The organism is Mycobacterium toneyamaense, from assembly GCF_055384815.1.
The window spans coordinates 1,853,596-1,877,078 of the sequence record NZ_AP040333.1; the positions used below are offsets into that span (position 1 = coordinate 1,853,596).

The following is a 23,483-nucleotide window of genomic DNA, read 5'->3' on the forward strand; positions in this document are numbered from 1 at the left end:
GTAAAGTCGCGGAAGCCAGAGCTGACCAGGGGGAGTGCAGCAATGACGTATCCGGATCCGCGGTATCCGCAGCAACAACCGCCGGCGGGGTCGTATCCGCAAGGCCATCCCGCCAGGCATGGGTACGGATATCCGCCGGCCGGCGACCCGTACCCCCAGCAGCCATACGTCCCACAGCAACCGCCCGAGCCGAAGAGCAATGGCAACTCCGCGGGCTGGCACGCCGCGAGCATCGCGATGGCCACGTTGTTCCGTGGCACCTACCGGCTGGGTGGCGACGCCCGCAGCCGCGTCGTCACAGCGCTGATGTGCCTGGGCATCGGGCTCGTCGCGCTGGTGCTCGTAGTGCTGGTCGGCACGTACCTGCGCTAGCGCACGCTCATTCGCCGGCCGGCGAAAGCTGCTGCGACAGCGGCACATCCATGTCGTACACCCGGGCGTGCAGCACCACCCGGTTCCGCAACGCCGACCGCACCGCACGGTGCAGGCCGTCCTCCAGGTAAATGGTGCCCTGCCAGCGCACGGCATGCGGGAACAGATCGCCGTAGAACGTCGAATCCTCGGACAGCAGCCGGTCCAGGGCGAGCACCGTCGTCGTGGTGACGATTTCGTCGAGACGCAACTGGCGCGGCGGAATCTGGGCCCATTCGCGGTAGCTCAGCCCATGCTCCGGGTAGGGCTTTCCGTCGCGTACCCCTTTGAAAATCATGAGTAGATCACTCTGCAAAGCTCCCCGTGAGCCGAGCGGGTCCGCGGTGACAGCGTCGGCATACAGGTGACCCTAGCGGGTCGACTCGGCGTTTGCCGAGGCATCCGACCACCAGATGCTGCCGAATGACGTCTGTCGACCGCCCGAATCCATCGTCACCGTAAAATGGCGGTGAAACTGGAGGTGACGAATGGGTAGTGCCGACGACCGTCGCTTTGAAGTGCTGCGTGCCATCGTTGCCGACTTCGTCTCCACGAAGGAGCCCATCGGCTCCAAGACGCTTGTCGAGCGCCACAACCTCGGCGTTTCGAGCGCCACGGTGCGCAACGACATGGCTGTGCTGGAGGCGGAGGGCTACATCACGCAGCCACACACCAGCTCGGGCCGGGTGCCCACCGAGAAGGGCTATCGCGAGTTCGTCGACCGGATCGACGACGTCAAGCCGCTGTCGTCCAGCGAGCGCCGGGCCATCCTGAGTTTCCTCGAATCCGGCGTCGACCTGGACGACGTGTTGCGCCGCGCGGTGCGCCTGCTCGCGCAGCTCACCCGGCAGGTCGCCATCGTGCAGTACCCCACCCTGTCGCGCTCCACGGTGCGCCACCTCGAGGTCGTGGCGCTCACCCCGGCCCGGCTGTTGCTGGTGGTCATCACCGATACCGGACGCGTCGACCAGCGCGTCGTCGAGCTCGGCGACGCCATCGGTGAGCACGAGCTGTCGCAGCTGCGGGAGCGGCTCGGCGCGGCCCTGGAAGGCAAGCTGTTGTCGGCCGCGTCGGTCGCGGTGGCCGACCTGGCATCGCAGATGGACGGTCACGGCGGCCTGGGCGACGCGGTGGGCCGCGCGGCGACGGTCTTGGTCGAGACGCTGGTCGAGCACCAGGAGGAGCGGCTGTTGCTCGGCGGCACCGCCAACCTGACGCGCAACACCGCCGATTTCGGCGGGTCCCTGCGGTCGGTGCTGGAGGCGCTGGAGGAGCAGGTCGTGGTCCTGCGGTTGCTGGCCGCCCAACAGGAGGCAGGTAAAGTCACGGTACGCATCGGCCACGAAACCGAGGCCGAGCAGATGGCTGGGACGTCCGTCGTGAGCACCGCCTACGGCAGTTTGGGCAAGGTTTACGGCGGCATGGGCGTGGTGGGCCCCACCCGGATGGACTATCCGGGCACCATCGCCAACGTCGCGGCTGTCGCCCGGTACATAGGCGAGGTACTGGGCACCCGGTGAGGGTGCCCAGCAGTTCGAGAGATTAGGCAAGGTTCTTAGGCGTGGCACGCGATTACTACGGCCTGCTCGGCGTGAGCAAGGGCGCCAGCGACTCGGAGATCAAGAAGGCCTACCGCAGGCTGGCCCGGGAGCTGCACCCCGACGTCAATCCCGACGAGGGTGCACAGCAGCGGTTCGCCGAGATCAGCACCGCGTACGAGGTCCTCAGCGACCCGGAGAAGCGGCGCATCGTCGACCTCGGCGGTGATCCCATGGAGAGCGGCGGCGGTGGCGGCGGTGCCGGTGGCTTCGCCGGTTTCGGAGGCCTCGGCGACGTGTTCGAGGCCTTCTTCGGTGGCGGCGCGTCCGCGCGCGGTCCGATCGGCCGGGTGCGCCCGGGCTCGGACTCGCTGCTGCGCCTGCGGCTGAACCTCGAGGAGTGCGCGACGGGCGTCACCAAGCAGGTCACCGTCGACACCGCGGTGCTGTGCGACCTGTGCCAGGGCAAGGGCACGCACGGCAATTCGCAGCCCGCCCGCTGTGATACCTGCCACGGCCAGGGTGAGGTCCAGACGGTCCAGCGCTCGCTGCTCGGGAACGTCATGACATCGCGGCCCTGCCCGGTGTGCGGTGGTGTCGGCGAGGTCATCCCCGACCCGTGTCACCGCTGCGGCGGCGACGGCCGGGTGCGCGCACGGCGCGACGTCAGCGTGAAGATTCCGGCCGGCGTCGGTGAGGGCATGCGGGTGCGCCTGGCGGCGCAGGGCGAGGTCGGCCCGGGCGGTGGCCCCGCCGGCGACCTGTACGTCGAGGTCCACGAGCAGCCTCATGAACTGTTCCTGCGCGACGGCGACGACCTGCACTGCACCGTCTCGGTGCCGATGGTCGACGCCGCGCTGGGCACCACCGTCACCGTCGACGCCATCCTCGATGGGCCCACCGAGATCACCATCGCGCCGGGTACCCAGCCCGGTTCGATCACCACGCTGCGCGGCCACGGTATGCCGCACCTGCGGTCCGGGGTCCGCGGCAACCTGCACGCGCACATCGACGTCGTGGTGCCGACGCGGCTCGACAACCGTGACCTCGAACTGCTGCGCAAGTTCAAGGAGCAGCGGTCCCGCGACGTCACCGAGGTGCGCTCGACGCAGGCCGTCGCCGGCGGCGGGGGCGGCCTGTTCAGCCGCCTGCGCGAAACCTTCAGTGGCCGTTAGCCTTCGGGGCTATTGGTGAGCCGGGCGCTGTTCTACGTCGACGCGGTACCGGAGGTCGGCGGTCTCGCCGTCGTCGACGGCGACGAGGGCTTCCACGCGGCGACGGTGCGACGCATCCGTCCGGGCGAGGAACTCGACCTGTCCGACGGTGCCGGGGCGCTGGCGCACTGCGTCATCGAAGACGCCGTGAAGGGCCGGTTGACAGCACGGGTGCTGTCGATCACCGACGTCCCGGCCGCGGTGCCGGCGGTGACGGTGGTGCAGGCCCTGCCCAAGTCCGAACGCTCCGAGCTGGCCATCGAATTGGCCACCGAGGCCGGTGCCGACGCGTTCGTCGCGTGGCAGTCCGAGCGCTGCGTCGCGCGCTGGGACGGTACGGCCAAGGTGGAGAAGGGTTTACGGCGCTGGAGTGCGGTGGCCCGGTCGGCGGCGCGGCAGTCCCGTCGCCCGTACGTACCTTCGGTCAGTGGCCCGGTGTCGACGGCTGAGCTGGTCGCGTCGATCGGCGAGGGAAGCGACGGGACGGGTCACGTCACGCTCGTGTTGCACGAATCCGCGGAAGTTCCCCTGCGCGAGGTGGTTTCGGCAGCCACCGAGGCGGTGACGCTGATCGTGGGTCCGGAAGGCGGCATCACCGACGGCGAGGTGGCGGCGTTGGTGGGCGCCGGCGCCGTTGCCGTTCGGCTGGGGCCGTCGGTGTTGCGCACGTCGACTGCGGCCGCGGTTGCCTTGGGTGCGCTGGGTGTGCTGACGCCGCGCTGGCAGGTCTAGAACTCAGCGCGGCCGGTCAAGGGCAGCCGAACCTCTCAGCCGCCCAACCATGTTCGGGCAGGTGTCGCCGGCCGGCTAGCGATGCTCACCGCGCAGGTATGCCGCCTCTGCCTCGGCGACCGCGTCGTCGGCCTGTCGCGGTGTCGGCAGGTCGGGCGCGTTCATCTCGATGATGGTCTCGACGCGCTCTTCGTCGAGCCCTTCGGCCGCGAGGACGCCTTCGATGAGTGCCCGTTGCACCGCACGGCCCTTCATGTTCGCGAGCTTCGCGGTCGCCAGGATGCTGCGGGCGAGTTCGGCCTCGGGCATCGAGGCCGCCTTGGGCGCCAGCTTGATCCGCTGGATCGACCCGGCGATGGACGCCTCGGCCGTGACGTTTCCGGCGGGATCGGAGACCGCGAACACCACCACCCGGGGTGCGTCGTCGTCCGACGTTTCGTCGTCGGCGTCGTCCACCGCGCCACGGACATTCGGCGCGATGGCGTCCGCATAGGAGCCCGCCGTCTCGTCGTCGTACGTCTCGTGATCCGACGTCACCAGGTGGTCGAGACCCGAATCGCCCGGGTCCGGGTCGTCAGTGCCGTCGGTGGTGAAGTAGTCGAGCGAGCTCTCGGGTTCGGCGAGATGCTCGTCGTCGTCGTGGTCGTCCCAAGAATGGTCTGACATCGATCAGATCTGCATCTGCTTGCCGAGGTTGGAACCTTCCTGCGCATCCGTCTGGTCGTATTGCGCCGCGGCCTTTTTCAGGTTCGAGGCCAGGTTGCGCGACTTGTTCATCATCTGCTCGCAGGCGGCCTTGCGCGCGTTGTTCGCAGCACTCAGTGCCGACTGTGTCGACATGCACAGCGGCCCGTGGGTCGCGAGCACCTTGACCTCGACGTAGGACGTGGTGTTGCCGGCGGCGCTGAACGTCGCGGCCGCATCGGTCTGTTTGGTGGAGAGCGCCTGCAACTCTGAGGTCTCCACGGTGAGCTTGCCGCCCATGTGTTGCTCCTTTCGGGAAAGCCGGAAAAACTAGGTTTCGGTCGTGATGCGCGGGGGCGCAGTGGGATTCGACGGGTCCAGGCTCACGTGCACGGGGCCTTTGGCGGTGTCGGGATCGACGGCCACCTCGACGTGGTGCGCGCCGTCGTCGAACGACACCTGGATGGGCGCCCGTCCCGCGCGCGACTCCGTCCCGGCTGCCGCGCCCGGCGGATTCGCTTCCGCGGGTTGGGCATTGGGGTCGGCGGCCGGATCGTCCGGCTTGCCGTCGCCGTCTTTGTCTTCGCCGAGCGCGTTGGGGTCCTGTGCGTTCGGATCCTGCTTGCCCTGCTGGGCGGCCTGGGCCGCCTGCGTCGCGGTCTGTGCCGCCTGGCCGGCCAGGCCGGCGAGGGTGCCGAGGAGACCGCCGCCTCCGCTGCCGGAGCCACCGCCGCCCATCTGCGGCAGCGACGGCATACCGCCCATACCGGACCCGGCGCCGGTGCCGGCACCCGATGCCGCTGGGGCGGAAGGCATCTCGGGTACCTCGGGCATCTTCGGCATGCTCGGGGTGCCGCCGCCACCGGCGCCCGAACCGCCGCCGGAGCCCGAGCCGCCGCCACTGCCCGAACCGCCACCGCCGCCACCGGTGCCCGTCGGGCTGCCGGTGGCGGGCGGGTTGCCCGTGGGCGGACCGGACGGCGTGCCCGTCCCCGGCCGCCCGGGCTGGTTGGGATTGCCCGGCGCGTTGGGGTCGGCATTGCCGAAATCCGGTCCGTCGCCCGGCTTTTTGGCCGGGGGCGGCATGGTGCTCAGCGGCGGAGCGTGCGAGGCGCTCTGGTACATGCTCGTCGCCTGGCTCAATTGCGCTGCGTTGCTCGATGACTGAGCCATCATGTTGTTCATCGTCACGGCCGAAGCCGCGGCGGCGACGGCGACGGATGCGGCCTGCAGCGCGAGCGACTCGGGAGCGCCGATGACCGTCGCCTCCAGGGCGAGGCAGACGGGGATCATCGCGCCCAGGCAGGTGGCGATGTTGTCCATCTGCTGGCGGCCCGCGTCGACCTGCTCGGCTTCGGCGCTCAGGATTTGTACGACGAGATTGTCGGCCTGCAGCAGCTGTTCGGCGCTGCCGATCTGTTCGGCGTTCCGGTTGGAGTAGGCCGTGGAGGAGGTGCCCTGCCAGACGGTCGGATAGGCGCTGCTGAGTCCGTCGCCGGCGGCCTGGAAGAGCTCGGCACCGTCGGAGAACGATTCGCCGGTGTCCGGATCGCCGATGCCGAAACCGAGCCCCGCGAGATCCAGGGCCCACAAGCCGCCCTCGATGATGGGCGTGCCGGCGGCCGCGGGCATCAGCATCTTGGCGATGTCGCCGGCATCGCTGATCAGCCCGACGGCGCCCATCGGATCGCCTTCCATCAGCTTCTTGACGTTGTCGGCGATGTCCGAGGCGGTGTCCAGGACGTCGTTGGCCTTGTCGAGGATGTCGTTGATCTTCTCGCCGAGGCTCGGGCTGTCACCGCCGTCGTGGTCACGCTGGTGCGAGTTGCCGTCGTGATCGTCGTGGCGCCGCGGGTTGTGGTCGTTGCGGTCGTTGTGGTTCGGCCGGGGGATGCGGACGGTGGGCTCGTCGTCGTGGCGCGGATGGCGGTTGCTCGGCGAATTGTGCGAACCGCCGTGATGACCGCGACCCCTACCCATGCAGAACCCTCCCCGATTCCTCATCGCCCCGGCGGACCCTCGCCGGTGAATCGAGCGTAACAGCGGCCGGCGCCCCTCCAATGCGCTAATTCCGAACTCCGCGACGTGGCCTTTCGGGCCATTCCTGTGGCCTGGGTTACAGCAATTCCTGCCAGTAAACACTAATTTCCTGCCAGCGGAATTAATCCTTTGACCTGCCTGTTTACATGGATGTCACAGCGGCTCGGGCCGCCAGGGGACAAAGACGGACAGAAGACGCGAAGGGAACACTCCATGAAGAATTTCGGAATTGCAGCAGTTATCGCCGGTGCATTGGCCGCCGGTGCCATGGGGTTCGCCGTTCCCGCCGTAGCCGCCACCGGACCGGCCCCGACAGGGGTGCAGGCAACTGTGGTGCCGACGGGAGTTGATCACCTGAACTGGCTGGACGACGTGCACCAGGGCGCCAAGTCGCCCAAGGTCGACACCAACGTCCACCAGAGCCGGTAATCGGCGACCCAACTACTACGCAACCCGCGGGCGGTACCGAAAGGTGCCGCCCGCGGCTTGCGTGACCAGCCAACTCGTTGGGCGTGCCTTCGGCCCGGCGGTAGAATGTGCTCCTCAGCTCGACACCAGAAAGCAGGCATCGAAAACCACGTGACGCCCCGCGATACGAACGCCGCCGCGTCGCGCTCCTCGGAGCTCGACCCGTCGGTTCGAAGCAGCATCACTGTTCCGCCTGATCTTGTCGTGGGCCTGCTCGGCTCGGCCGACGAGAATCTGCGAGCTCTCGAGAACCTGCTGGCGGCCGACATCCACGTCCGCGGCAATTCGCTCTCGATATCGGGCTCGCCCGCCGACGTGGCGAAGGCCGAGCGCGTGGTCAGTGAGCTCATCACGATTGCCGCCGGCGGGCAGACACTGACCCCGGACGTCGTGCGCCGCAGCGTCGGCATGCTCGACGGCGCCGACGCCGAGTCGCCGGCACAGGTGCTGACGCTCGACATCCTGTCGCGGCGTGGCAAGACCATCCGGCCCAAGACGCTCAACCAGAAGCGCTACGTCGACGCCATCGATGCCCACACCATCGTCTTCGGCATCGGCCCCGCCGGTACAGGCAAGACCTATCTGGCAATGGCCAAGGCCGTCAGCGCTTTACAGACCAAACAGGTCAGCCGGATCATCCTGACGCGTCCCGCCGTCGAAGCGGGGGAGCGCCTCGGCTTCCTGCCGGGCACGCTCAACGAGAAGATCGACCCGTATCTGCGGCCGCTGTACGACGCGCTGCACGACATGATGGACGCCGAGATGATCCCGAAGCTGATGGCAGCCGGGGTGATCGAGGTCGCGCCGCTGGCATACATGCGCGGCCGTACGTTGAACGACGCCTTCATCATCCTCGACGAGGCGCAGAACACGACCGCCGAACAGATGAAGATGTTCCTGACCCGCTTGGGTTTCGGTTCGAAGATCGTCGTCACCGGTGACGTCACACAGGTCGACCTGCCCGGCGGATCGAAGTCGGGTCTGCGGTCGGCCATCGAGGTCCTGGACGGTATCGACGACATCCACATCGCTGAGCTCACGAGTGCAGACGTGGTGCGCCACAAGCTGGTTTCGGAGATCGTCGACGCATACGAAGCGGCGGAAGCCAAAGTGAGCGAGCACGGTCTGGCCAACCGCGCGCACCGTCGAGCCACCGGCCGGACGAGGCGGTGACGCAGTGACGGTCGAGGTTTCCAACGAGTCGGGAATCGACGTATCCGAAGACGAGCTGATCAGCGTGGCGCGGTTCGTCATCTCCAAGATGGACGTCAACCCCGCCGCTGAACTCTCGATGGTCCTGGTGGACCAGTCGGCCATGGCCGATCTCCACATGCGCTGGATGGACCTGCCGGGCCCCACCGACGTGATGAGCTTCCCGATGGACGAGCTCGAGCCCGGCGGCCGGCCGGATGCGCCCGAGCCCGGGCCGTCGATGCTCGGGGACATCGTGCTGTGTCCCGAGTTCGCCGCGAATCAGGCTGAGGCCGCCGGACATTCACTGGGTCACGAGCTGGCGCTGTTGACCGTGCACGGCGTGCTGCACCTGCTGGGCTACGACCACGCCGAGCCGGACGAGGAAAAAGAAATGTTCGACCTGCAGCGTCAGCTGCTCGAGGAGTGGGTCGCCGACCAGGTGCACGCCTACCACAAGGATCGGCAGACCGAGAAAGACCGCCGGCTGCTGGACAAGTCGCGGTACTTCGACGAACCGTGACCGGGTTGACGCCGTTGATCGGCGCCATAGTGCTCGTCGTGATCGGCGGGGTGTTCGCGGCGATCGATGCCGCCATCAACACCGTCTCGATCGCGCGGGTCGACGAGCTGATCCGTGATGAGCGGCCCGGTGCGGTGCGGCTGGCCAAGATCGTCCGGAACCGGCCGCAGTACGTCAATCTCGTTGTGCTGCTGCGGGTTGTCTGCGAGGCTTCGGCGACCGTCCTGCTGGTCGACTACCTCGACGAGCTGATGACGCGCGGGTGGGCCCTGGTGTCCGCCGCGGCCATCATGGTTGTCGTCAGCTTCGTCGCCATCGGTGTCGGCCCCCGCACCGTGGGGCGGCAGAACGCCTATTCCATCTCGCTGCTGTCGGCGCTTCCGCTGCAGGTGATCGCGGTGCTGCTGACCCCGATCAGCCGGCTGCTGGTGCTCATCGGTAACGCCCTGACGCCGGGCCGCGGTTTCCGCAACGGACCCTTCGCCTCGGAAATCGAACTGCTCGAGGTCGTCGACCTCGCGCAGCAGCGGGGTGTCGTGGCCGCCGAAGAGCGGCGAATGATCAAGTCCGTCTTCGAACTCGGTGACACCCCGGCACGCGAGGTCATGGTGCCCCGCACCGAGATGGTGTGGATCGAGAGCGACAAGTCGGCCGGGCAGGCGACCTCGCTGGCGGTCCGCAGCGGACACTCCCGCATCCCGGTGATCGGGGAGAACGTCGACGACGTCGTCGGCGTCGTCTATCTCAAAGACCTTGTGGAGCAGACCTACAACTCCACCAACGGCGGCCGCGAGACCAAGGTGGCCGCGGTGATGCGTCCCGCGGTGTTCATGCCGGACTCCAAACCGCTCGACGAGCTGCTCAACGAGATGCAGCGCACCCGCAACCACATGGCGTTGCTGGTCGACGAGTACGGCGCGATCGCCGGCCTGGTGTCGATCGAGGACGTGCTCGAGGAGATCGTCGGTGAGATCGCCGACGAATACGACACCGACGAGGTGCTGCCGGTAGAAGAACTGGGCGACAACCGGTTTCGGGTGTCGGCCCGGCTACCGCTGGAGGACCTGGCCGAACTGTGCGGCTTCGAGGTCGACGGCGACCTCGACGTGGACACCGTCGGCGGGCTCCTGGCGCACGAACTGGGGCGCGTGCCGCTGCCGGGCGCCGAGGTCCGGGTGTCGTTCCCGTCGCATCGATCGCAGTACCCGGCGACCCTCCAGCTGCGGGCCGAGGGCGGCCGGGACCATCGCGGCCGGGTCCGGATCGGCACCGTCCTGGTGACGCCGGTGGAGCCGGAACGCACTGATGACGTGGAAGAAGGAGAACCCGATGAGTGACGAATTCCGTTCCGGCTTCGTCTGTTTGGTCGGCCGGCCGAACACCGGCAAGTCGACGCTGACCAACGCGCTCGTCGGCACCAAGGTCGCGATCACGTCGAATCGCCCGCAGACCACGCGGCACACCATCCGCGGCATCGTGCACCGCGAGGACTTCCAGATCATCCTGGTGGACACGCCCGGTCTGCACCGGCCGCGCACGCTGCTCGGCCAGCGGCTCAACGAACTGGTCAAGGACACCTATTCCGAGGTCGACATCATCTGTCTGTGCATCCCGGCAGACGAGGCCATCGGGCCCGGCGACCGCTGGATCTACCAGCAGATCCGTGCTGTCGCACCGCGAACCACGTTGCTGGTGGTCGTCACCAAGACCGACAAGGTGCCGCGCGACAAGGTGGCCGCGCAGCTGCTGGCGGTCAGTGAGCTCACCGAGGGCAAGGCCGAGATCGTGCCGGTGTCCGCGGTGGCCGGCGAACAGGTCGACGTCCTGATCGACGTGCTGGCCAGCAAGTTGCCGCCGGGTCCGGCGTTCTACCCGGACGGCGAACTGACCGACGAACCCGAGGAAGTGCTCATCGCCGAGCTCATCCGCGAAGCCGCGCTGGAAGGCGTCCGCGACGAACTGCCGCACTCCCTGGCGGTGGTCATCGAGGAGTTCACCGAGCGCGAAGGCCGCACCCCCGAGCAGGGCGAGATGTGCGACATCCACGCCATCATCTACGTCGAGCGCGACAGCCAGAAGGGCATCGTGATCGGCAAGGGCGGCTCCCGCTTGCGTGAGGTCGGGACGGCGGCGCGGACGCAGATCGAGAAGCTGCTCGGCACCAAGGTGTACCTGAACCTGCGGGTCAAGATCGCCAAGAACTGGCAGCGTGACCCGAAACAGCTTGGCAAGCTGGGCTTTTAATCTCGCGCGAGCGGCCGTGTCTGTACGCGACACGCGGGTCGTGGTGCGCCGTCCGCGCACGCTCGCGGCTGGCGAGCGCGACGATAGTGCTCGGTTCACGCGGCGTGTCGCGGGCAGACACGCACGCTCGCGGAAAATGAATGGCCAGGGCCTAGGGCTGAGTCCACCAGTTGTCGGGCTGCTTGGTGGCCCAGCCGCTGATCGCCTCCAGACTGGCGGCCAGGGAAATCAGCAGCGGCTCGCTGCCTTCGGGACCCATCAGCTGCACACCGATGGGCAGCCCGTCGGCGGTGAAGCCGGCCGGGACGTTGATCGACGGCCAGCCGAGCGCGTTCCACGGCCAGCACACCGGGCACGCCGCGATGATGGCGCGGTCGGTGGCGGTGCTGCCGAGCCGGTCGAAGGCGTCGATCAGCGGTGGCGGCTGCGCGGTGGTCGGCGCCAGCACGACGTCGACGAGATTGAAAATCCAGCCGATGCGGCGCTGATGGGCGGCTTCACGCCGCCGTGCCTCGCGGAGCGCGTGCTCCGACAGCAGCCATCCCGTCCGGATGTTGGCCCGGGTGCGGCGGTCGAGGGTCACGTCGGGTCCCACCCGGTCGCGCCATTCGGCGAGTCCCGTCGTGGAACGGGCGAGGAAGTCCACGGACAGCTGCAGTCCGTACTCCGGATCGTCCGGCCGGACGGTGTGCCCGAGTTCTTCGAGTTGTCCCGCAACGGTGTTCAGCGCGGCCCGGATCTCCGGATGCAACCGGGCGGGGAACAGGGTGAACGGAAACTTGGTCGACAACGCGACGCGCAAAGGACCCGGTGCCCGGCCGACGGCCTCGGCCGCGGCGATGGGCGCCGGTTTGTGGAGATCACCGTCGACGTTGCCGGAGGCGGCGTCGAGAACCAGGGCCGCGTCGGCGACCGTCCGGGCCAGCACCCCGTTGACCGTGATGCCGTTGAAGGCCTCGGGCAGCGGCCAGGTGGAGATGCGTCCGCGCTGCGGCTTGATGCCGACCAGATGGGTCCATGCGGCGGGGATGCGGACGCTGCCCGCACCGTCGGATCCGATTGCGGCGGTGACCAATCCGGCCGCGACGGCCGCGGCGCTACCGCCCGACGACCCGCCCGGGGTGTGCTCGCGCGACCAGGGATTGCGGGTGTGCCCGAAACCGGGCCCGCTGGTGAACGGCCACTGGCCGAGTTCGCAGGTGTTGGTCTTGCCGACGATCACCGCGCCGGCCGCCTTCAGCCGGCGCACCACCTCGGCGTCCGCGGTGGCCGGGGGCACGTCGCCGTCGGTGCCGAACCGGGTGGGCACGCCCGCGACGTCGACGTCGTCCTTGATCGCGATGGGTACGCCGAGAAGCGGAAGATGTTGTCCGGCAGCACGTTTGCGGTCTGCTTCGGCGGCGTCGGCGAGCGCCTGTTCGGTGAAGACCACCCGGAAGGCGTTCAGCTCGAGCTGACTGGCCGCGATGGCATCCAGCGACTGCCGCACGATCTGCTGTGACGTCACCGTGCCGCTCGCGAGGCGGTACAACTGCTGGGTCAGAGTCGGGAATCGGGGCTGCGCGGAACGTTCGGCCATGTCGGTTCCGAGGATAGTGGTGCGCACTTGCCCGGCGCTGCCTAACGGAAGTTGTCGGTCCGTGATGGGACAATCGCCCGATGCGGTTGTACCGGGATCGAGCGGTCGTGCTGCGCCAGCACAAGCTCGGCGAGGCCGACCGGATCGTCACGCTGCTCACCCGCGAACACGGGCTGGTCCGCGCGGTGGCCAAGGGCGTGCGGCGGACCCGCAGCAAGTTCGGCTCGCGGCTGGAGCCGTTCGCCCACATCGACGTGCAGCTGCATCCCGGCCGCAACCTCGACATCGTCACCCAGGTGGTGTCCCTCGACGCGTTCGCCGCCGACATCGTCAACGACTACGGCCGCTACACCTGCGGCTGCGCCATCCTGGAGACCGCCGAGCGGCTGGCCGGTGAGGAACGCAACCCGATGCCGGCACTGCAGCGGCTCACCGTCGGCGCACTGCGGGCCGTCGCCGACGGCAGCCGGCCCCGTGAACTGGTCCTCGACGCCTATCTGCTGCGGGCCATGGGGATCGCCGGCTGGGCGCCGGCCATCACCGAGTGCGCGCGCTGCGCCGCACCCGGTCCGCACCGGGCGTTCCATGTCGCGGCAGGCGGCAGCGTGTGTGTGCACTGCCGGCCGTCGGGATCGGTCACCCCGCCGCAGGGTGTGCTGGATCTGATGGCCGCGCTGCACGACGGCGACTGGGAGTTTGCGCAGGCCTCGCCGACCGGGCACCGCAGCCAGGCCAGCGGGCTGGTGGCCGCGCACCTGCAGTGGCATCTGGAGCGTCAGCTGCGGACATTGCCCCTCGTCGAGCGTGCGTACCGTCCCGATACCGCACTCATTGAGCAGCGCGTGACCCTACTCAGGCAGGATATTGCCCATGGCACTCAACCGGGCGCGCAAGACCAGCTATCCACAGCTGCCTCAGGCGCCTGACGACTATCCGATCTTCCCGGACGTTTCGACCTGGCCCGTGGTCTTTCCGGAGCTCCCACCGAACTCCAACGGCCGCTTCGCACGGCCGCCGCAGCACCCGTCCAAGGCCGTCGCACCGCAGATTCCCGCCGACCAGGTACCCAACCACGTCGCCGTCGTCATGGACGGCAACGGCCGGTGGGCCACCCAGCGCGGGCTCGGACGCACCGAGGGCCACAAGATGGGTGAGGCGGTGTTGATCGACATCACCTGCGGAGCCATCGAACTGGGCATCAAACACCTGTCGGTGTACGCGTTCTCCACCGAGAACTGGAAGCGCAGCACCGAAGAGGTGCGGTTCCTGATGGGCTTCAACCGCGAGGTGGTGCGCCGCCGCCGCGAGAACCTCAACGCGATGGGCGTCAACATGCGGTGGGTCGGGTCGCGGCCGCGCATGTGGAGCAGCGTCATCAAGGAGTTCGACATCGCCGAGCAGATGACCGTCGGCAACGACGTCATCACCGTCAACTACTGCGTGAACTACGGCGGGCGTACCGAGATCGTCGAAGCGGCGCGCGAACTCGCCGAGCAGGCGGCGGCCGGCAAGATCAACCCGAACCGCATCTCCGAGGCGTCGTTCGCCAAGCACCTGCACCGCCCCGACATCCCCGACGTCGACCTGTTCATCCGCACCTCGGGCGAGCAGCGCGCCAGCAACTTCATGCTGTGGCAGGCGGCGTACGCCGAGTACGTCTTCCAGGACAAGCTCTGGCCGGACTACGACCGCCGCGACCTGTGGGCGGCGTGCGAGGAGTACGTCAACCGCAACCGACGGTTCGGGAGGGCCTGATGGCGGACTTGTTGCAGCGGTTGGCAGCCGTGCTCGCGGATTCGGTGACCATCGTCGAAGAGACCGACGGCGCCCTCACCGTCGCACACGACGGGACGGTGGCGTCACTGCGCGTGGTGAACATCGGCGAGGGACTCGACCTGGTCTCACTGACGCAGCCACTGGCATGGGATATCAAGCTGGACAACAAGGTTCGGGACCGCGTGGCCGATCACGCGGGTCGCACCATGCTCGGCTCGGTGGTGCTGGTGGAGCGGGCCGGTGATCCGCGGTCCAACGGCGCCAAGAAGGTCGGCGACGTGATGCTGCGCTACAACTTCCCGGCCGCCGGACTCAGCGACGACGCCTTGTCCACCCTCGTCATGCTGGTGCTGTCCACCGGCGTCGACGTGCGGGCCGACCTGACGTCGTGACGCCGGCGTGACCGTCATCCGGATCGTCGCCGCGGTGGTCGCCGACGAACGCGGGCACCTGCTGGTCGTCCGCAAACGTGGCACGACGACGTTCATGCAACCCGGCGGCAAGTTCGAACCGGGGGAGTCGCCGGTCGACGCGCTGGCCCGCGAGATCCGGGAGGAACTCGGGGTCGGCATCACCGACGTGCGGGAGTTGGGTCACCACACGGCGGTCGCGGCCAACGAGCCCGGGCACACGGTCGACGCCGAGCTGTTCCTCGTGCAGCTCGACGGCGCGCCGCAGATCGCGGCCGAGATCGAGGAGATGGCCTGGATCGATCCGTCGGCACCCGGCGACATCAGGCTGGCGCCGCTGACGGCCGAGGCGGTGCTGGACTGGGCGCGGAGCCGGGCGGCTCTGGAGCCCTGAACGTCAGGCGCCGGTGCAGGCCGAGCACACCCCGAAAATCTCGATGGTGTGACTGACATCGGAAAAGCCATGGGCGGCAGCGGTTTCGGTGGCCCACGCCTCGACCTCGGTGCCGGCCACCTCGACCGTGGCGCCGCACTGCCGGCACACGAGGTGATGGTGATGGTGGGCCTGCGAGCAGCGCCGGTAGAGCGCCTCACCGCTGTCGTTGCGCAGGCTGTCGACCTGTCCGGCCGCGGCCATCGACTGCAGGGTGCGGTAGACGGTCGTCAGGCCGATGCCCTCGCCGCGGCGGCGCAGTTCGTCGTGCAGCTCCTGTGCGGACCGGAATTCTTCGACGTTGGTGAGCAGCGCCGCGATCGCGGTGCGCTGCTTGGTGGACCGGGTGGGAGCGCTCACGACCGGTCCTCCTCGACGTGCGCGATCGCGTCGACGACGATGTGCGCGAGGTGATGGTCGACCAGGCGGTACATCACCTCGCGGCCGGCGCGTTCACCCGCGACGACCCCGGCCGACTTGAGGATGCGCAGGTGCTGGCTGACCAGGGGCTGCGGGACTTCCAGGGCGTCGACGAGTTCGTGCACGCAGCGCTGTGACTCGCGCAGCTGCATCACGATGGCGATGCGGATGGGCGCGGCGAGGGCGCGCAGCAGGTCGCCGGCGGCGTCGAGCGTGTCCCGCGGCGGGGACGACGGAAACGGCGCGCCGCTGTGCTGGTGGTCGAGCTCGTCATGCGTAGTGGTGGGTGGCACCCCGGTAACTCCCGGCTATTGGAAATAGTTTTCATTTAGCTTTCCATGCGCGCATACGCATGTCAAAGGTGGGTGCGACATTGGCCGATCAGCGGGGCCTTTAGGCTGGACGGGTTGCATCCCAGCTGACTCGAGGAGTGCTCGAACATCGTGGCGTCCATCATCGACACCGTTGCCAACCTGGCCAAACGCCGTGGTCTGGTCTTCCAGTCCGGCGAAATCTACGGCGGCACAAAGTCTGCGTGGGATTACGGGCCACTGGGTGTCGAGCTCAAGGAGAACATCAAGCGCCAGTGGTGGAAGTCCGTCGTCACGTCCCGCGACGACGTCGTCGGCCTGGACAGCGCGATCATCCTGCCCCGTCAGGTGTGGGTGGCCTCGGGCCACGTCGCGGTGTTCAACGACCCGCTGGTCGAGTGCCTGAACTGCCACAAGCGGCACCGTCAGGACCACATGCAGGAGGCCTACGCCCTGAAGAAGGGTCTCGATGACCCCGATGCCGTGCCGATGGACGAGATCGTCTGCCCGGACTGCGGCACCAAGGGCCAGTGGACCGAGCCCCGTGACTTCAACATGATGCTCAAGACCTACCTCGGGCCCATCGAGTCCGAGGAAGGCATGCACTACCTGCGCCCGGAGACCGCACAGGGCATCTTCGTGAACTTCGCCAACGTGGTGACCACCGCGCGCAAGAAGCCGCCGTTCGGCATCGGCCAGATCGGCAAGAGCTTCCGCAACGAGATCACGCCCGGCAACTTCATCTTCCGCACCCGCGAGTTCGAGCAGATGGAGATGGAGTTCTTCGTCGAGCCCTCGACCGCGCCCGAGTGGCACAAGTACTGGATCGACACCCGCTTCCAGTGGTACGTCGACCTGGGCATCAACCCGGAGAACCTGCGGCTCTACGAGCACCCGCTGGAGAAGCTGTCGCACTACAGCGCCGGCACCACCGACATCGAGTACAAGTTCGGCTTCGCCGGCAACCCGTGGGGTGAGCTCGAAGGTATCGCCAACCGCACCAACTTCGACCTCAGCACGCACGCCGAGCACTCGGGCGTCGACCTGTCGTTCTACGACCAGGGCACCGACACCCGCTACGTGCCGTACGTCATCGAACCCGCGGCCGGCCTGACCCGCTCGCTGATGGCGTTCCTGGTCGACTCGTACCACGAGGACGAGGCCCCCAACGCCAAGGGCGGCGTCGACAAGCGCACGGTGCTCAAGCTCGACCCGCGCCTCGCGCCGGTCAAGGCCGCGGTGCTGCCGCTGTCGCGCAACGCCGATCTGTCGCCCAAGGCCCGCGACCTGGCCGCCGAGCTGCGCAAGAACTGGAACGTCGAGTTCGACGACGCCGGCGCCATCGGCCGCCGCTACCGTCGCCAGGACGAGATCGGCACGCCGTTCTGCATCACGGTCGACTTCGACTCGCTCGAGGACCACGCCGTGACCATCCGCGAGCGTGACGCCATGACCCAGGAGCGCGTCGCCATCGACGCCGTCAGCGACTACCTCGCGGTGCGCCTCAAGGGCTGCTGACGGCCAACTGCCAACCGTCGTATGCGCACCGGTGAGAAATTGCCGCCGGGGACCCGCCGCGGGCTCGAATAGGCTTGTGGGCCAGGGGCAAGGGACGCCGGAGGGGGCGACAGTGACGGTTCTCGGCGCATTTCTTTCGACGTGGGACGACGCGCGCGCGACGTTCGGGTCGGGTACGCCGGTCGGCGGTGCCGAATTCGACATGAGCGACCAGTTCCACGAACTTCGCAGCACAGTGCTGTCGGCGGCGAGCGGCGGCGAGTGGACGGGCACCGCGGCCGAGGCGTACGACGACCGCAATCGCGCGCATGCCGGGGCCATCGGCAGGCTCGCCGAACTCGACCGACGGCTCGGTGTCGAGGTCGACCGGTCGGCGGCCGTGGTGACGGCGGGCCGCCGCGATCTCGACTCCGTCAAACAGTGGGTGGTCGACGCGGCCGCCAGCGTGCCGCCCACCGCCGCGGGCGACCGTGTACTGCTTCCCGTGGTGGTGAAGGGGACGGCCGAGATCGCCGACATCATCAGTCGGTCGAACGCCGATATGGATGCCATCGCGGCGCGCATCCGCGAGATTGGTTCGGGCTATGAGGAAATCGCCGGGCGGGACGGACGCGATCCCGGCGATCCGAACGGAAAACCGGAGGACCCGCCGGCCGACAAACACCCGGGCGACACCATTCCGGCGCCGCCGCCATGGGCGAAACATGATGGCGGGGCTGGAGAGTGGGGTTCGCAGCCGTGGTACGCGCGGGGTGACGACGCCGCCTTCAAAGCCGCCATCGAGGCCGGGTTGCCATTGATCGGGCTCAAGTGGCCGCATGCGGCCGACCTGATGGATCACTATCTCGACAACACCGGGAAGCCCTACAACCTCGATGTGAATTCGATGATGAACGACATCCCGCAGATGCGCGCGCGAGCCGACGCCAGGATCAACGACGAGGTCAACCGGATTGTCGCGGACGCCGCGGCGACGGGGCAGTACGGCCGGCCGGTGGCGTTCCGGACGGGCTGGGACGGCTATTACATGGACGCCGAGGCCAATCCCGACTGGTACCACGCTGTCGGCGGCGTCGACATGTCGGTCGGTGGGGTGGTCACCGTCTACCCGCCGGACACTCCGGGCGGGCCGCCTCGCGTCCACGTCGAATCGCAGGTGAACGTGGCGGATCAGTACAACTGGGACGAAGGGAAGGAGACCAAGGTGGGACCCATCACGATCACCGACAAGGACATGGGCGGCCTCCAGACCGCCGGCATGGCAAGGGAATTCGAGATCGCGGGTGCGTCGTCGGTCACGACGTACGACGGGGTGCCGCGGTGATGCGGCACCTGGGAATGTTGGCCGCCGTCCTGGTGATGTGCGCGTTCTCCGCGTGTTCGGTCGAGAAAACAGGAGAGCAGAAGGTGTCTGCGGAAACGGCCGCGGCGTTCGGCGATGTGACCCTGCCGCAGGGCGCGCAGGTTCTGGCCACCGCCACCGATGCGGGCCGGGACACCCGCTACCGGCTGTCCCTGCGGCTGACCGACAGCCAGCTGCGCGAATTCCTGGGCCAGTTCCCGGCGCAGCCGCGGCCGTCCGAGATTCCGAAAACCATCACCGTGCTCGCCGGGCCGTCGCCGGTGACCGCGTCCAAGCCGTTGTTCCTGCAGGACAAGGTCACGACCAAGGACCACAAGCTGGTCAACCGTGAGGTCGTCGTCGACGAGCGCGGGCCCGACGAGGTGTACGTCCACCTGTCGCTGTACACCACCTGACCGAAGTGCTGAGCAGTCTCTCAGCACCCGTCGTCGATCCCGTTGCACTCTCGGTATAGCGTGGCGCCCATGACACGAGTTTCGGTGATCACCGGCGGTGCCGGCGGGATGGGCCGGGCGACGGCCAAGATCGTCGGGCGGGACCACACGGTGGTGCTGGCCGATGTGCGTCAGGACCGTCTCGACGCCGCGGCGGCAGAACTGTCCGGTCTCGGAATCGCCGCAATACCGGTCCACGCCGATGTCACCGACCGGGTCGCAGTGGACCAATTGTTCGCCACCGCAACAGAGTTCGGTCCGATCGTGTCGGTGATCCACGCTGCCGGCGTCAGCCCGAGCATGGGGCCGGCGGAGTACGTGGCACGCACCAATGCGATCGGCACCGTCAACGTCAACGAGGCCTTCTACCGCTTCGCGGACGCAGGTGCGGCGATCGTCAACGTGGCGTCGATGGCGGCACACCTGCTGCCCGACGAGATCATCCCGACGGCGAAGTTCCCGCTGGCCCTCACCGATGAGGCCGCGTTTCTGGCCGAGATGCTGGCGGCCTGTGCGTTCGCGCCCGAGGAACTGCGCTCGGGCATGGCCTATGGCGTGAGCAAGAATTTCGTCAAGTGGTGCAGCAGCTCGCAGGCCGAGCGCTTCAACGGCAAGGGGCTGCGCATCGTCTCGGTGTCACCGGGCTCGGTCGACACCGAGATGGGACTGCTCGAGGCCGACGCGGGCGCCGGTGCGATGGTCATGAACGCCGCGGTACCGCGCTGGGGCAAGGCCGAGGAGATGGCCGAGCTGTTCGCATTCTGCGCCAGCGACAGGGCCGGGTACCTCACCGGCACCGACATCCTGAACGACGGTGGCGTGGTCGCCTCGATGCGCGAGCGGGCCCGTCGCGACGCCGCGGCGGGCTGATCGCTCACCGCGACTAGAACCGCCCGCCACCGCCGGAGAAGCCGCCGCCGGAGCCACCGAAACTCGTTGAGCTCCAACCGCCTCCGTGGCTGCCACCACCGCTGCCGCCGCCGCGGATCATCCCCGACAAGATGCCGCCGATGATGATGCCGCCGATGTCGCCTGCGGTACTCGTACCGGTCCCGGCGTAGGCCTGGCGGGCGGCGCGGACGTCGTCGTCGGCCAGTCTCTGGGCCTGAGCTGCCAGGGCGTCCGCGGCGTTGGCCTGTTCGATGGCCGCCGGCAGGTCGGTGGCCTGTGCTGCCTGGGCGGCTTCGAGGCGGCGCTGCGCCTCGGCCAGGCGGGTACGGGCTTCGGAACCGACGCTGCCGCGGCGGGTGTCGATGAAATCCGAGACGCCCCGCACCCGGGACTGGGCCGCCAGCAGTGCCTGACCGAACGACTGCCGGAGCCGGTTCAGGGCAGCGGTTTCCTCCGAGATGGTCGCGAGGAGCTTGTCGAGCTGCGAGTCGGCGGCGGTCAGTTGCGTGAACGCACTCAGCGGATCGGCCGCACCCGACGCCTGCGCGTTCGAAACCGCTTGTACCGCAGCGGTACGCGCGGCCATCAGCTCGGCGTAGTGCGCGCCGGGCGGTGTGGCCTCCGCCGCCGCGATGCCGTTCTGGATGTCGGTGATCGCGGCGGGCAGCGCGCTGATCGCGTGGGCGATATCGGACGCGGCGCTGTCGACCGAATCGAGCAGGCGTTGCGCCTGGCCCACTGCGGATTCCGCGGCCCGGATGGCGTTGACCAGCGCGGCCTGACTGTCGCTCGGCTTGCTGACCAATCCGCGGGCGGCGGTGATGTTCTGATCGGCGAACGCGAGGCGCTCTCTGGCGCCGTCCACATTGCCGGCCACCGAGGCCAGTGCGGTCTCGGTGAACTGGCCGTGCAGCCCGGTCAGGGTCTGCTGGGCCGGCTCGATGCGGGCGGTCAGGGCGACCATCTGCTGTGTCAGCGCGTCCAGCCGGGTCGGTGCGTTGATGACAAGGTCGCGCATCTGATGGAAGGCAGTGCGCTGGTTCTCCAGTTCTCTGTCGGCGCGGGCCGCCGAGACGACCACCTGGGTCAGGAGATCGCGGCGTTGTTGCGGCGTCTCGGGCACCGCGTCGTCGAGCGTCTGGCGCACGCTGAACGCCTGTGCTATGGCGGCTTTCGCGTTCTGCACGGCGGCGATGAACGGCGCGGTGTCGCGCTCGCCGAATTCGCCGACGGCCAGGGCCAGCTCGTTGTCGCTGGTGCGCACGGCGTTGTCGACCTCGACGAGGATCGACTTGGACAGGTCCTCCAACGTCTCCGGCGACATCTTCGCGAGGACCGCGGGATCGGTGGCGTCGGCCTGCTGTGCCGCGTTGAGGTCGGCCTGCCGGCGCTGCCGACGCCGCCGCCGGGCCCACCAGATGAGCCCGGCGAACGCGACGCCGATGACGGCCAGCGCAATCACCAGCCCGACCCAGTTGAACGGCGCAGACGAGGCACCCCGAAGTCCGTCGGCTGCCGCGACGGCCGCGCCCGCCCAGTCGCCGTCGTGCAGCTTGGCCTCGACGACCTCCTGGCGCAGGCGGTCGACGTCCACATCGCCCGTCGCGGCCTCGGGGACCAGGAGCGCGTAGGCACGATCCTTGATCGCCACGGCGAGGATGGCGTCGTGGTTGCCCAGAAAGCTTTTGCGCCAGGTGCTTTCTGCCCAGTCGCGGGGACTGGACTCGGAGAAGGTGTCGACATAGACGACCCACAACCGGGTACCGCGCTTGTCGTACAGCTGTTGCACCGCGCCGGAGACCTGGCTGTGTTGTTGCGCGTTGAGCGCACCGGCCTCGTCGGTGACGTAGTCCGGGAGCCGCATGGGTGGTTCAGCGCACGCGACCGGGGCCAGCAGCGTTCCCACCAACAGGACCGAAATCATCAGCCAGAGCACTCGCACGATGCGCATGTCGCTCAATGTAGTGACAGGGTATGTGGTAGGCGGACGCGCCCGGGCTGGCAGACTTCGGCCGTGGGCATTGCAAGCGACGGATACAGCGACTTCGACCGGCAGCGGCTGGTCGGGGAGGGCACGAAGAGCGCCACGCTGCCCGGCACAGATTCCGGCCACCGTACGGATTTCGCGCGGGACCGGGCCCGTGTGCTGCACAGCGCCGCGCTCCGCCGGCTCGCCGACAAGACACAGGTGGTCGGACCCCGGCAGGGCGAGACCCCGCGCACCCGGCTCACCCACTCGCTCGAAGTGGCGCAGATCGGACGCCACATGGCGGTGGGTCTGGGCTGTGATCCCGACCTGGTCGACCTCGCCGGTCTGGCCCACGACATCGGCCACCCGCCCTACGGCCACAACGGCGAACGCGCGCTCGACGAGATCGCCAAGCCGTTCGGCGGGTTCGAGGGCAATGCCCAGAACTTCCGCATCCTGACCCGGCTCGAACCGAAAACGCTTGACAGCGAAGGGCGTTCGGCCGGACTGAACCTGACCCGGGCCGCACTGGACGCCGTGATCAAATACCCGTGGTTCCGTGAGGACCGCGTGAAGTTCGGCTTCTATGACGACGACGCGGCGGCCGCCGCCTGGGTGCGGGAGGGCGCGCCCGCCGAGCGGCTGTGCCTGGAAGCCCAGGTCATGGACTGGGCCGACGACGTCGCGTACTCCGTGCACGACGTCGAGGACGGCATCATCTCGGGCCGTATCGACTTGCGCGTCCTCGCCGACGCCGACGCCGCCGACACCCTGGCCAAACTGGGTGCCCGGTCGCATCCGACGGTGACGCACGACGACATGCTGGCCGCCGCCGCGCGGTTGTCGCAGCTGCCCGTCGTCACCGCCGTCGGCAAGTACGACGGTTCGGTCGCGACGTCGGTGGCGCTCAAGCGGCTCACCAGTGAGTTGGTCGGCCGGTTCGCCAATGCCGCGGTCACCGAGACCAAGAAGCAGGCGGGCCGCGCGACGATGCGCCGTTTCGACGCCGAGCTCGCGGTGCCGACCCTGGTCCGGGCCGAGGTGGCGGTGCTCAAGATGCTGGCCCTGCAGTTCATCATGTCCGACCACCAGCACCTGCAGATTCAGGCCGACCAGCGCACCATGGTCCGCGAGGTCGCGCTGTCGCTGTGGGGCCAGGCCCCGGCGAGTCTCGACCCGCAGTTCGCCGCCGAGTTCGCCCTCGCCGACGACGACGGGGCCCGGCTGCGGGTGGTCGTCGACCAGATCGCGTCGTACACGGAGACCCGGCTGGAACGCGTGCACGAGGCGCGCTCGCCGCGGCCGCTGGACTGAATCCCGCGCCGCCTACACTG

26 protein-coding genes are annotated in these 23,483 nt (G+C 68.5%); 18 read left to right on the forward strand and 8 right to left on the reverse strand.

Annotated features, from left to right (window positions below; translation table 11 throughout):
- The first annotated feature begins 42 nt into the window (after positions 1-42).
- On the forward strand, positions 43-372 hold the full coding sequence (locus tag ACZ5IQ_RS08930; RefSeq protein ID WP_318985310.1) for a hypothetical protein: 330 nt from the start codon (positions 43-45) through the stop codon (positions 370-372).
- 7 nt (positions 373-379) lie between these two features.
- Here ACZ5IQ_RS08930 and ACZ5IQ_RS08935 read toward each other — a convergent pair whose 3' ends face one another.
- Positions 380-709 carry a type II toxin-antitoxin system VapB family antitoxin gene (locus ACZ5IQ_RS08935; RefSeq protein ID WP_064860908.1) on the reverse strand — a complete coding sequence of 110 codons (330 nt, stop codon included), beginning with the start codon at positions 707-709 and terminating at the stop codon, positions 380-382.
- 190 nt (positions 710-899) lie between these two features.
- On the opposite strand from ACZ5IQ_RS08935, the gene hrcA reads away from it, so the two are divergent.
- The 3 genes from hrcA to ACZ5IQ_RS08950 are packed head-to-tail and all read left to right on the forward strand — an operon-like array spanning position 900 to position 3,895.
- A complete protein-coding gene (gene hrcA / locus ACZ5IQ_RS08940; RefSeq protein WP_212812251.1) occupies positions 900-1,931 on the forward strand; it encodes a heat-inducible transcriptional repressor HrcA in 1,032 nt (343 codons plus the stop codon).
- Between the two features lie 41 nt (positions 1,932-1,972).
- Complete coding sequence (gene dnaJ / locus ACZ5IQ_RS08945; RefSeq protein WP_212812250.1) at positions 1,973-3,124, forward strand: molecular chaperone DnaJ; 1,152 nt, start codon at positions 1,973-1,975, stop codon at positions 3,122-3,124.
- Positions 3,125-3,139: 15 nt separating this feature from the next.
- On the forward strand, positions 3,140-3,895 hold the full coding sequence (locus ACZ5IQ_RS08950) for a 16S rRNA (uracil(1498)-N(3))-methyltransferase (protein WP_318985309.1): 756 nt from the start codon (positions 3,140-3,142) through the stop codon (positions 3,893-3,895).
- Between the two features lie 75 nt (positions 3,896-3,970).
- Here the strand turns inward: ACZ5IQ_RS08950 and ACZ5IQ_RS08955 are convergent, their stop codons facing one another.
- From ACZ5IQ_RS08955 to ACZ5IQ_RS08965, 3 genes are read right to left on the reverse strand one after another with little or no spacing between them, the layout of a single operon-like run.
- Positions 3,971-4,561: a hypothetical protein gene (locus ACZ5IQ_RS08955; RefSeq protein WP_212812248.1), complete on the reverse strand. Its 591-nt coding sequence runs from the start codon at positions 4,559-4,561 to the stop codon at positions 3,971-3,973.
- A gap of 3 nt (positions 4,562-4,564) precedes the next feature.
- Positions 4,565-4,879: an ESX-1 secretion-associated protein gene (locus ACZ5IQ_RS08960; protein ID WP_464481142.1), complete on the reverse strand. Its 315-nt coding sequence runs from the start codon at positions 4,877-4,879 to the stop codon at positions 4,565-4,567.
- Positions 4,880-4,909: 30 nt separating this feature from the next.
- Positions 4,910-6,559: an EspA/EspE family type VII secretion system effector gene (locus ACZ5IQ_RS08965; protein WP_406784136.1), complete on the reverse strand. Its 1,650-nt coding sequence runs from the start codon at positions 6,557-6,559 to the stop codon at positions 4,910-4,912.
- Positions 6,560-6,832: 273 nt separating this feature from the next.
- Between ACZ5IQ_RS08965 and ACZ5IQ_RS08970 the strand changes: the two genes are divergently transcribed.
- The 5 genes from ACZ5IQ_RS08970 to era all read left to right on the forward strand — a co-directional run bounded on the left by ACZ5IQ_RS08970 (position 6,833) and on the right by era (position 11,045).
- Positions 6,833-7,048, forward strand: coding sequence for a hypothetical protein (locus ACZ5IQ_RS08970; RefSeq protein WP_029105369.1), 216 nt, complete (start codon positions 6,833-6,835; stop codon positions 7,046-7,048).
- Positions 7,049-7,198: 150 nt separating this feature from the next.
- The gene (locus ACZ5IQ_RS08975) at positions 7,199-8,260 is read left to right on the forward strand and encodes a PhoH family protein (RefSeq protein ID WP_064982702.1); all 1,062 of its coding nucleotides are present in this window, start codon (positions 7,199-7,201) and stop codon (positions 8,258-8,260) included.
- A gap of 4 nt (positions 8,261-8,264) precedes the next feature.
- A complete protein-coding gene (gene ybeY, locus ACZ5IQ_RS08980; RefSeq protein ID WP_020102089.1) occupies positions 8,265-8,801 on the forward strand; it encodes an rRNA maturation RNase YbeY in 537 nt (178 codons plus the stop codon).
- A complete protein-coding gene (locus ACZ5IQ_RS08985) occupies positions 8,798-10,138 on the forward strand; it encodes a hemolysin family protein (RefSeq protein ID WP_212812245.1) in 1,341 nt (446 codons plus the stop codon). Before ybeY ends, ACZ5IQ_RS08985 begins: the two co-directional genes overlap by 4 nt.
- Positions 10,131-11,045 carry a GTPase Era gene (gene era / locus ACZ5IQ_RS08990; RefSeq protein WP_406801276.1) on the forward strand — a complete coding sequence of 305 codons (915 nt, stop codon included), beginning with the start codon at positions 10,131-10,133 and terminating at the stop codon, positions 11,043-11,045. Before ACZ5IQ_RS08985 ends, era begins: the two co-directional genes overlap by 8 nt.
- 151 nt (positions 11,046-11,196) lie before the next feature.
- Here the strand turns inward: era and ACZ5IQ_RS08995 are convergent, their stop codons facing one another.
- On the reverse strand, positions 11,197-12,624 hold the full coding sequence (locus ACZ5IQ_RS08995) for an amidase (protein ID WP_464481143.1): 1,428 nt from the start codon (positions 12,622-12,624) through the stop codon (positions 11,197-11,199).
- A gap of 80 nt (positions 12,625-12,704) precedes the next feature.
- Between ACZ5IQ_RS08995 and recO the strand changes: the two genes are divergently transcribed.
- Genes recO through ACZ5IQ_RS09015 form a run of 4 tightly spaced genes read left to right on the forward strand, consistent with a single transcriptional unit; the run spans position 12,705 to position 15,204 of the window.
- Positions 12,705-13,550 (forward strand): DNA repair protein RecO, encoded by an 846-nt coding sequence (gene recO, locus ACZ5IQ_RS09000; RefSeq protein WP_212812242.1) that lies wholly within the window; start codon positions 12,705-12,707, stop codon positions 13,548-13,550.
- Positions 13,495-14,379 carry a decaprenyl diphosphate synthase gene (locus tag ACZ5IQ_RS09005; RefSeq protein WP_212812241.1) on the forward strand — a complete coding sequence of 295 codons (885 nt, stop codon included), beginning with the start codon at positions 13,495-13,497 and terminating at the stop codon, positions 14,377-14,379. Before recO ends, ACZ5IQ_RS09005 begins: the two co-directional genes overlap by 56 nt.
- Complete coding sequence (locus tag ACZ5IQ_RS09010; RefSeq protein ID WP_212812240.1) at positions 14,379-14,792, forward strand: hypothetical protein; 414 nt, start codon at positions 14,379-14,381, stop codon at positions 14,790-14,792. The genes ACZ5IQ_RS09005 and ACZ5IQ_RS09010 overlap by 1 nt, the downstream gene beginning before the upstream one ends.
- A 7-nt stretch (positions 14,793-14,799) precedes the next feature.
- Positions 14,800-15,204 (forward strand): NUDIX hydrolase, encoded by a 405-nt coding sequence (locus tag ACZ5IQ_RS09015; protein ID WP_212812239.1) that lies wholly within the window; start codon positions 14,800-14,802, stop codon positions 15,202-15,204.
- Positions 15,205-15,207: 3 nt separating this feature from the next.
- Here ACZ5IQ_RS09015 and ACZ5IQ_RS09020 read toward each other — a convergent pair whose 3' ends face one another.
- Positions 15,208-15,603: a Fur family transcriptional regulator gene (locus tag ACZ5IQ_RS09020; RefSeq protein WP_212812238.1), complete on the reverse strand. Its 396-nt coding sequence runs from the start codon at positions 15,601-15,603 to the stop codon at positions 15,208-15,210.
- The gene (locus ACZ5IQ_RS09025) at positions 15,600-15,956 is read right to left on the reverse strand and encodes an ArsR/SmtB family transcription factor (protein WP_212812237.1); all 357 of its coding nucleotides are present in this window, start codon (positions 15,954-15,956) and stop codon (positions 15,600-15,602) included. Before ACZ5IQ_RS09025 ends, ACZ5IQ_RS09020 begins: the two co-directional genes overlap by 4 nt.
- Positions 15,957-16,106: 150 nt before the next feature.
- Between ACZ5IQ_RS09025 and ACZ5IQ_RS09030 the strand changes: the two genes are divergently transcribed.
- The 4 genes from ACZ5IQ_RS09030 to ACZ5IQ_RS09045 all read left to right on the forward strand — a co-directional run bounded on the left by ACZ5IQ_RS09030 (position 16,107) and on the right by ACZ5IQ_RS09045 (position 20,159).
- Entirely contained in the window at positions 16,107-17,492 is a 1,386-nt protein-coding gene (locus ACZ5IQ_RS09030; protein WP_464481144.1) for a glycine--tRNA ligase, read from the forward strand.
- 112 nt (positions 17,493-17,604) lie between these two features.
- On the forward strand, positions 17,605-18,816 hold the full coding sequence (locus ACZ5IQ_RS09035; protein ID WP_212812235.1) for an EspA/EspE family type VII secretion system effector: 1,212 nt from the start codon (positions 17,605-17,607) through the stop codon (positions 18,814-18,816).
- Positions 18,816-19,250, forward strand: a complete 435-nt coding sequence (locus ACZ5IQ_RS09040; RefSeq protein WP_212812234.1) for a hypothetical protein — start codon at positions 18,816-18,818, stop codon at positions 19,248-19,250. Before ACZ5IQ_RS09035 ends, ACZ5IQ_RS09040 begins: the two co-directional genes overlap by 1 nt.
- A 69-nt stretch (positions 19,251-19,319) precedes the next feature.
- Positions 19,320-20,159, forward strand: a complete 840-nt coding sequence (locus ACZ5IQ_RS09045) for an SDR family oxidoreductase (protein WP_212812233.1) — start codon at positions 19,320-19,322, stop codon at positions 20,157-20,159.
- 13 nt (positions 20,160-20,172) lie between these two features.
- Here ACZ5IQ_RS09045 and ACZ5IQ_RS09050 read toward each other — a convergent pair whose 3' ends face one another.
- A complete protein-coding gene (locus tag ACZ5IQ_RS09050; protein ID WP_212812232.1) occupies positions 20,173-22,131 on the reverse strand; it encodes a TPM domain-containing protein in 1,959 nt (652 codons plus the stop codon).
- A gap of 63 nt (positions 22,132-22,194) precedes the next feature.
- On the opposite strand from ACZ5IQ_RS09050, the gene ACZ5IQ_RS09055 reads away from it, so the two are divergent.
- Positions 22,195-23,463, forward strand: coding sequence for a deoxyguanosinetriphosphate triphosphohydrolase (locus tag ACZ5IQ_RS09055; RefSeq protein WP_346414413.1), 1,269 nt, complete (start codon positions 22,195-22,197; stop codon positions 23,461-23,463).
- Positions 23,464-23,483 lie beyond the last annotated feature (20 nt).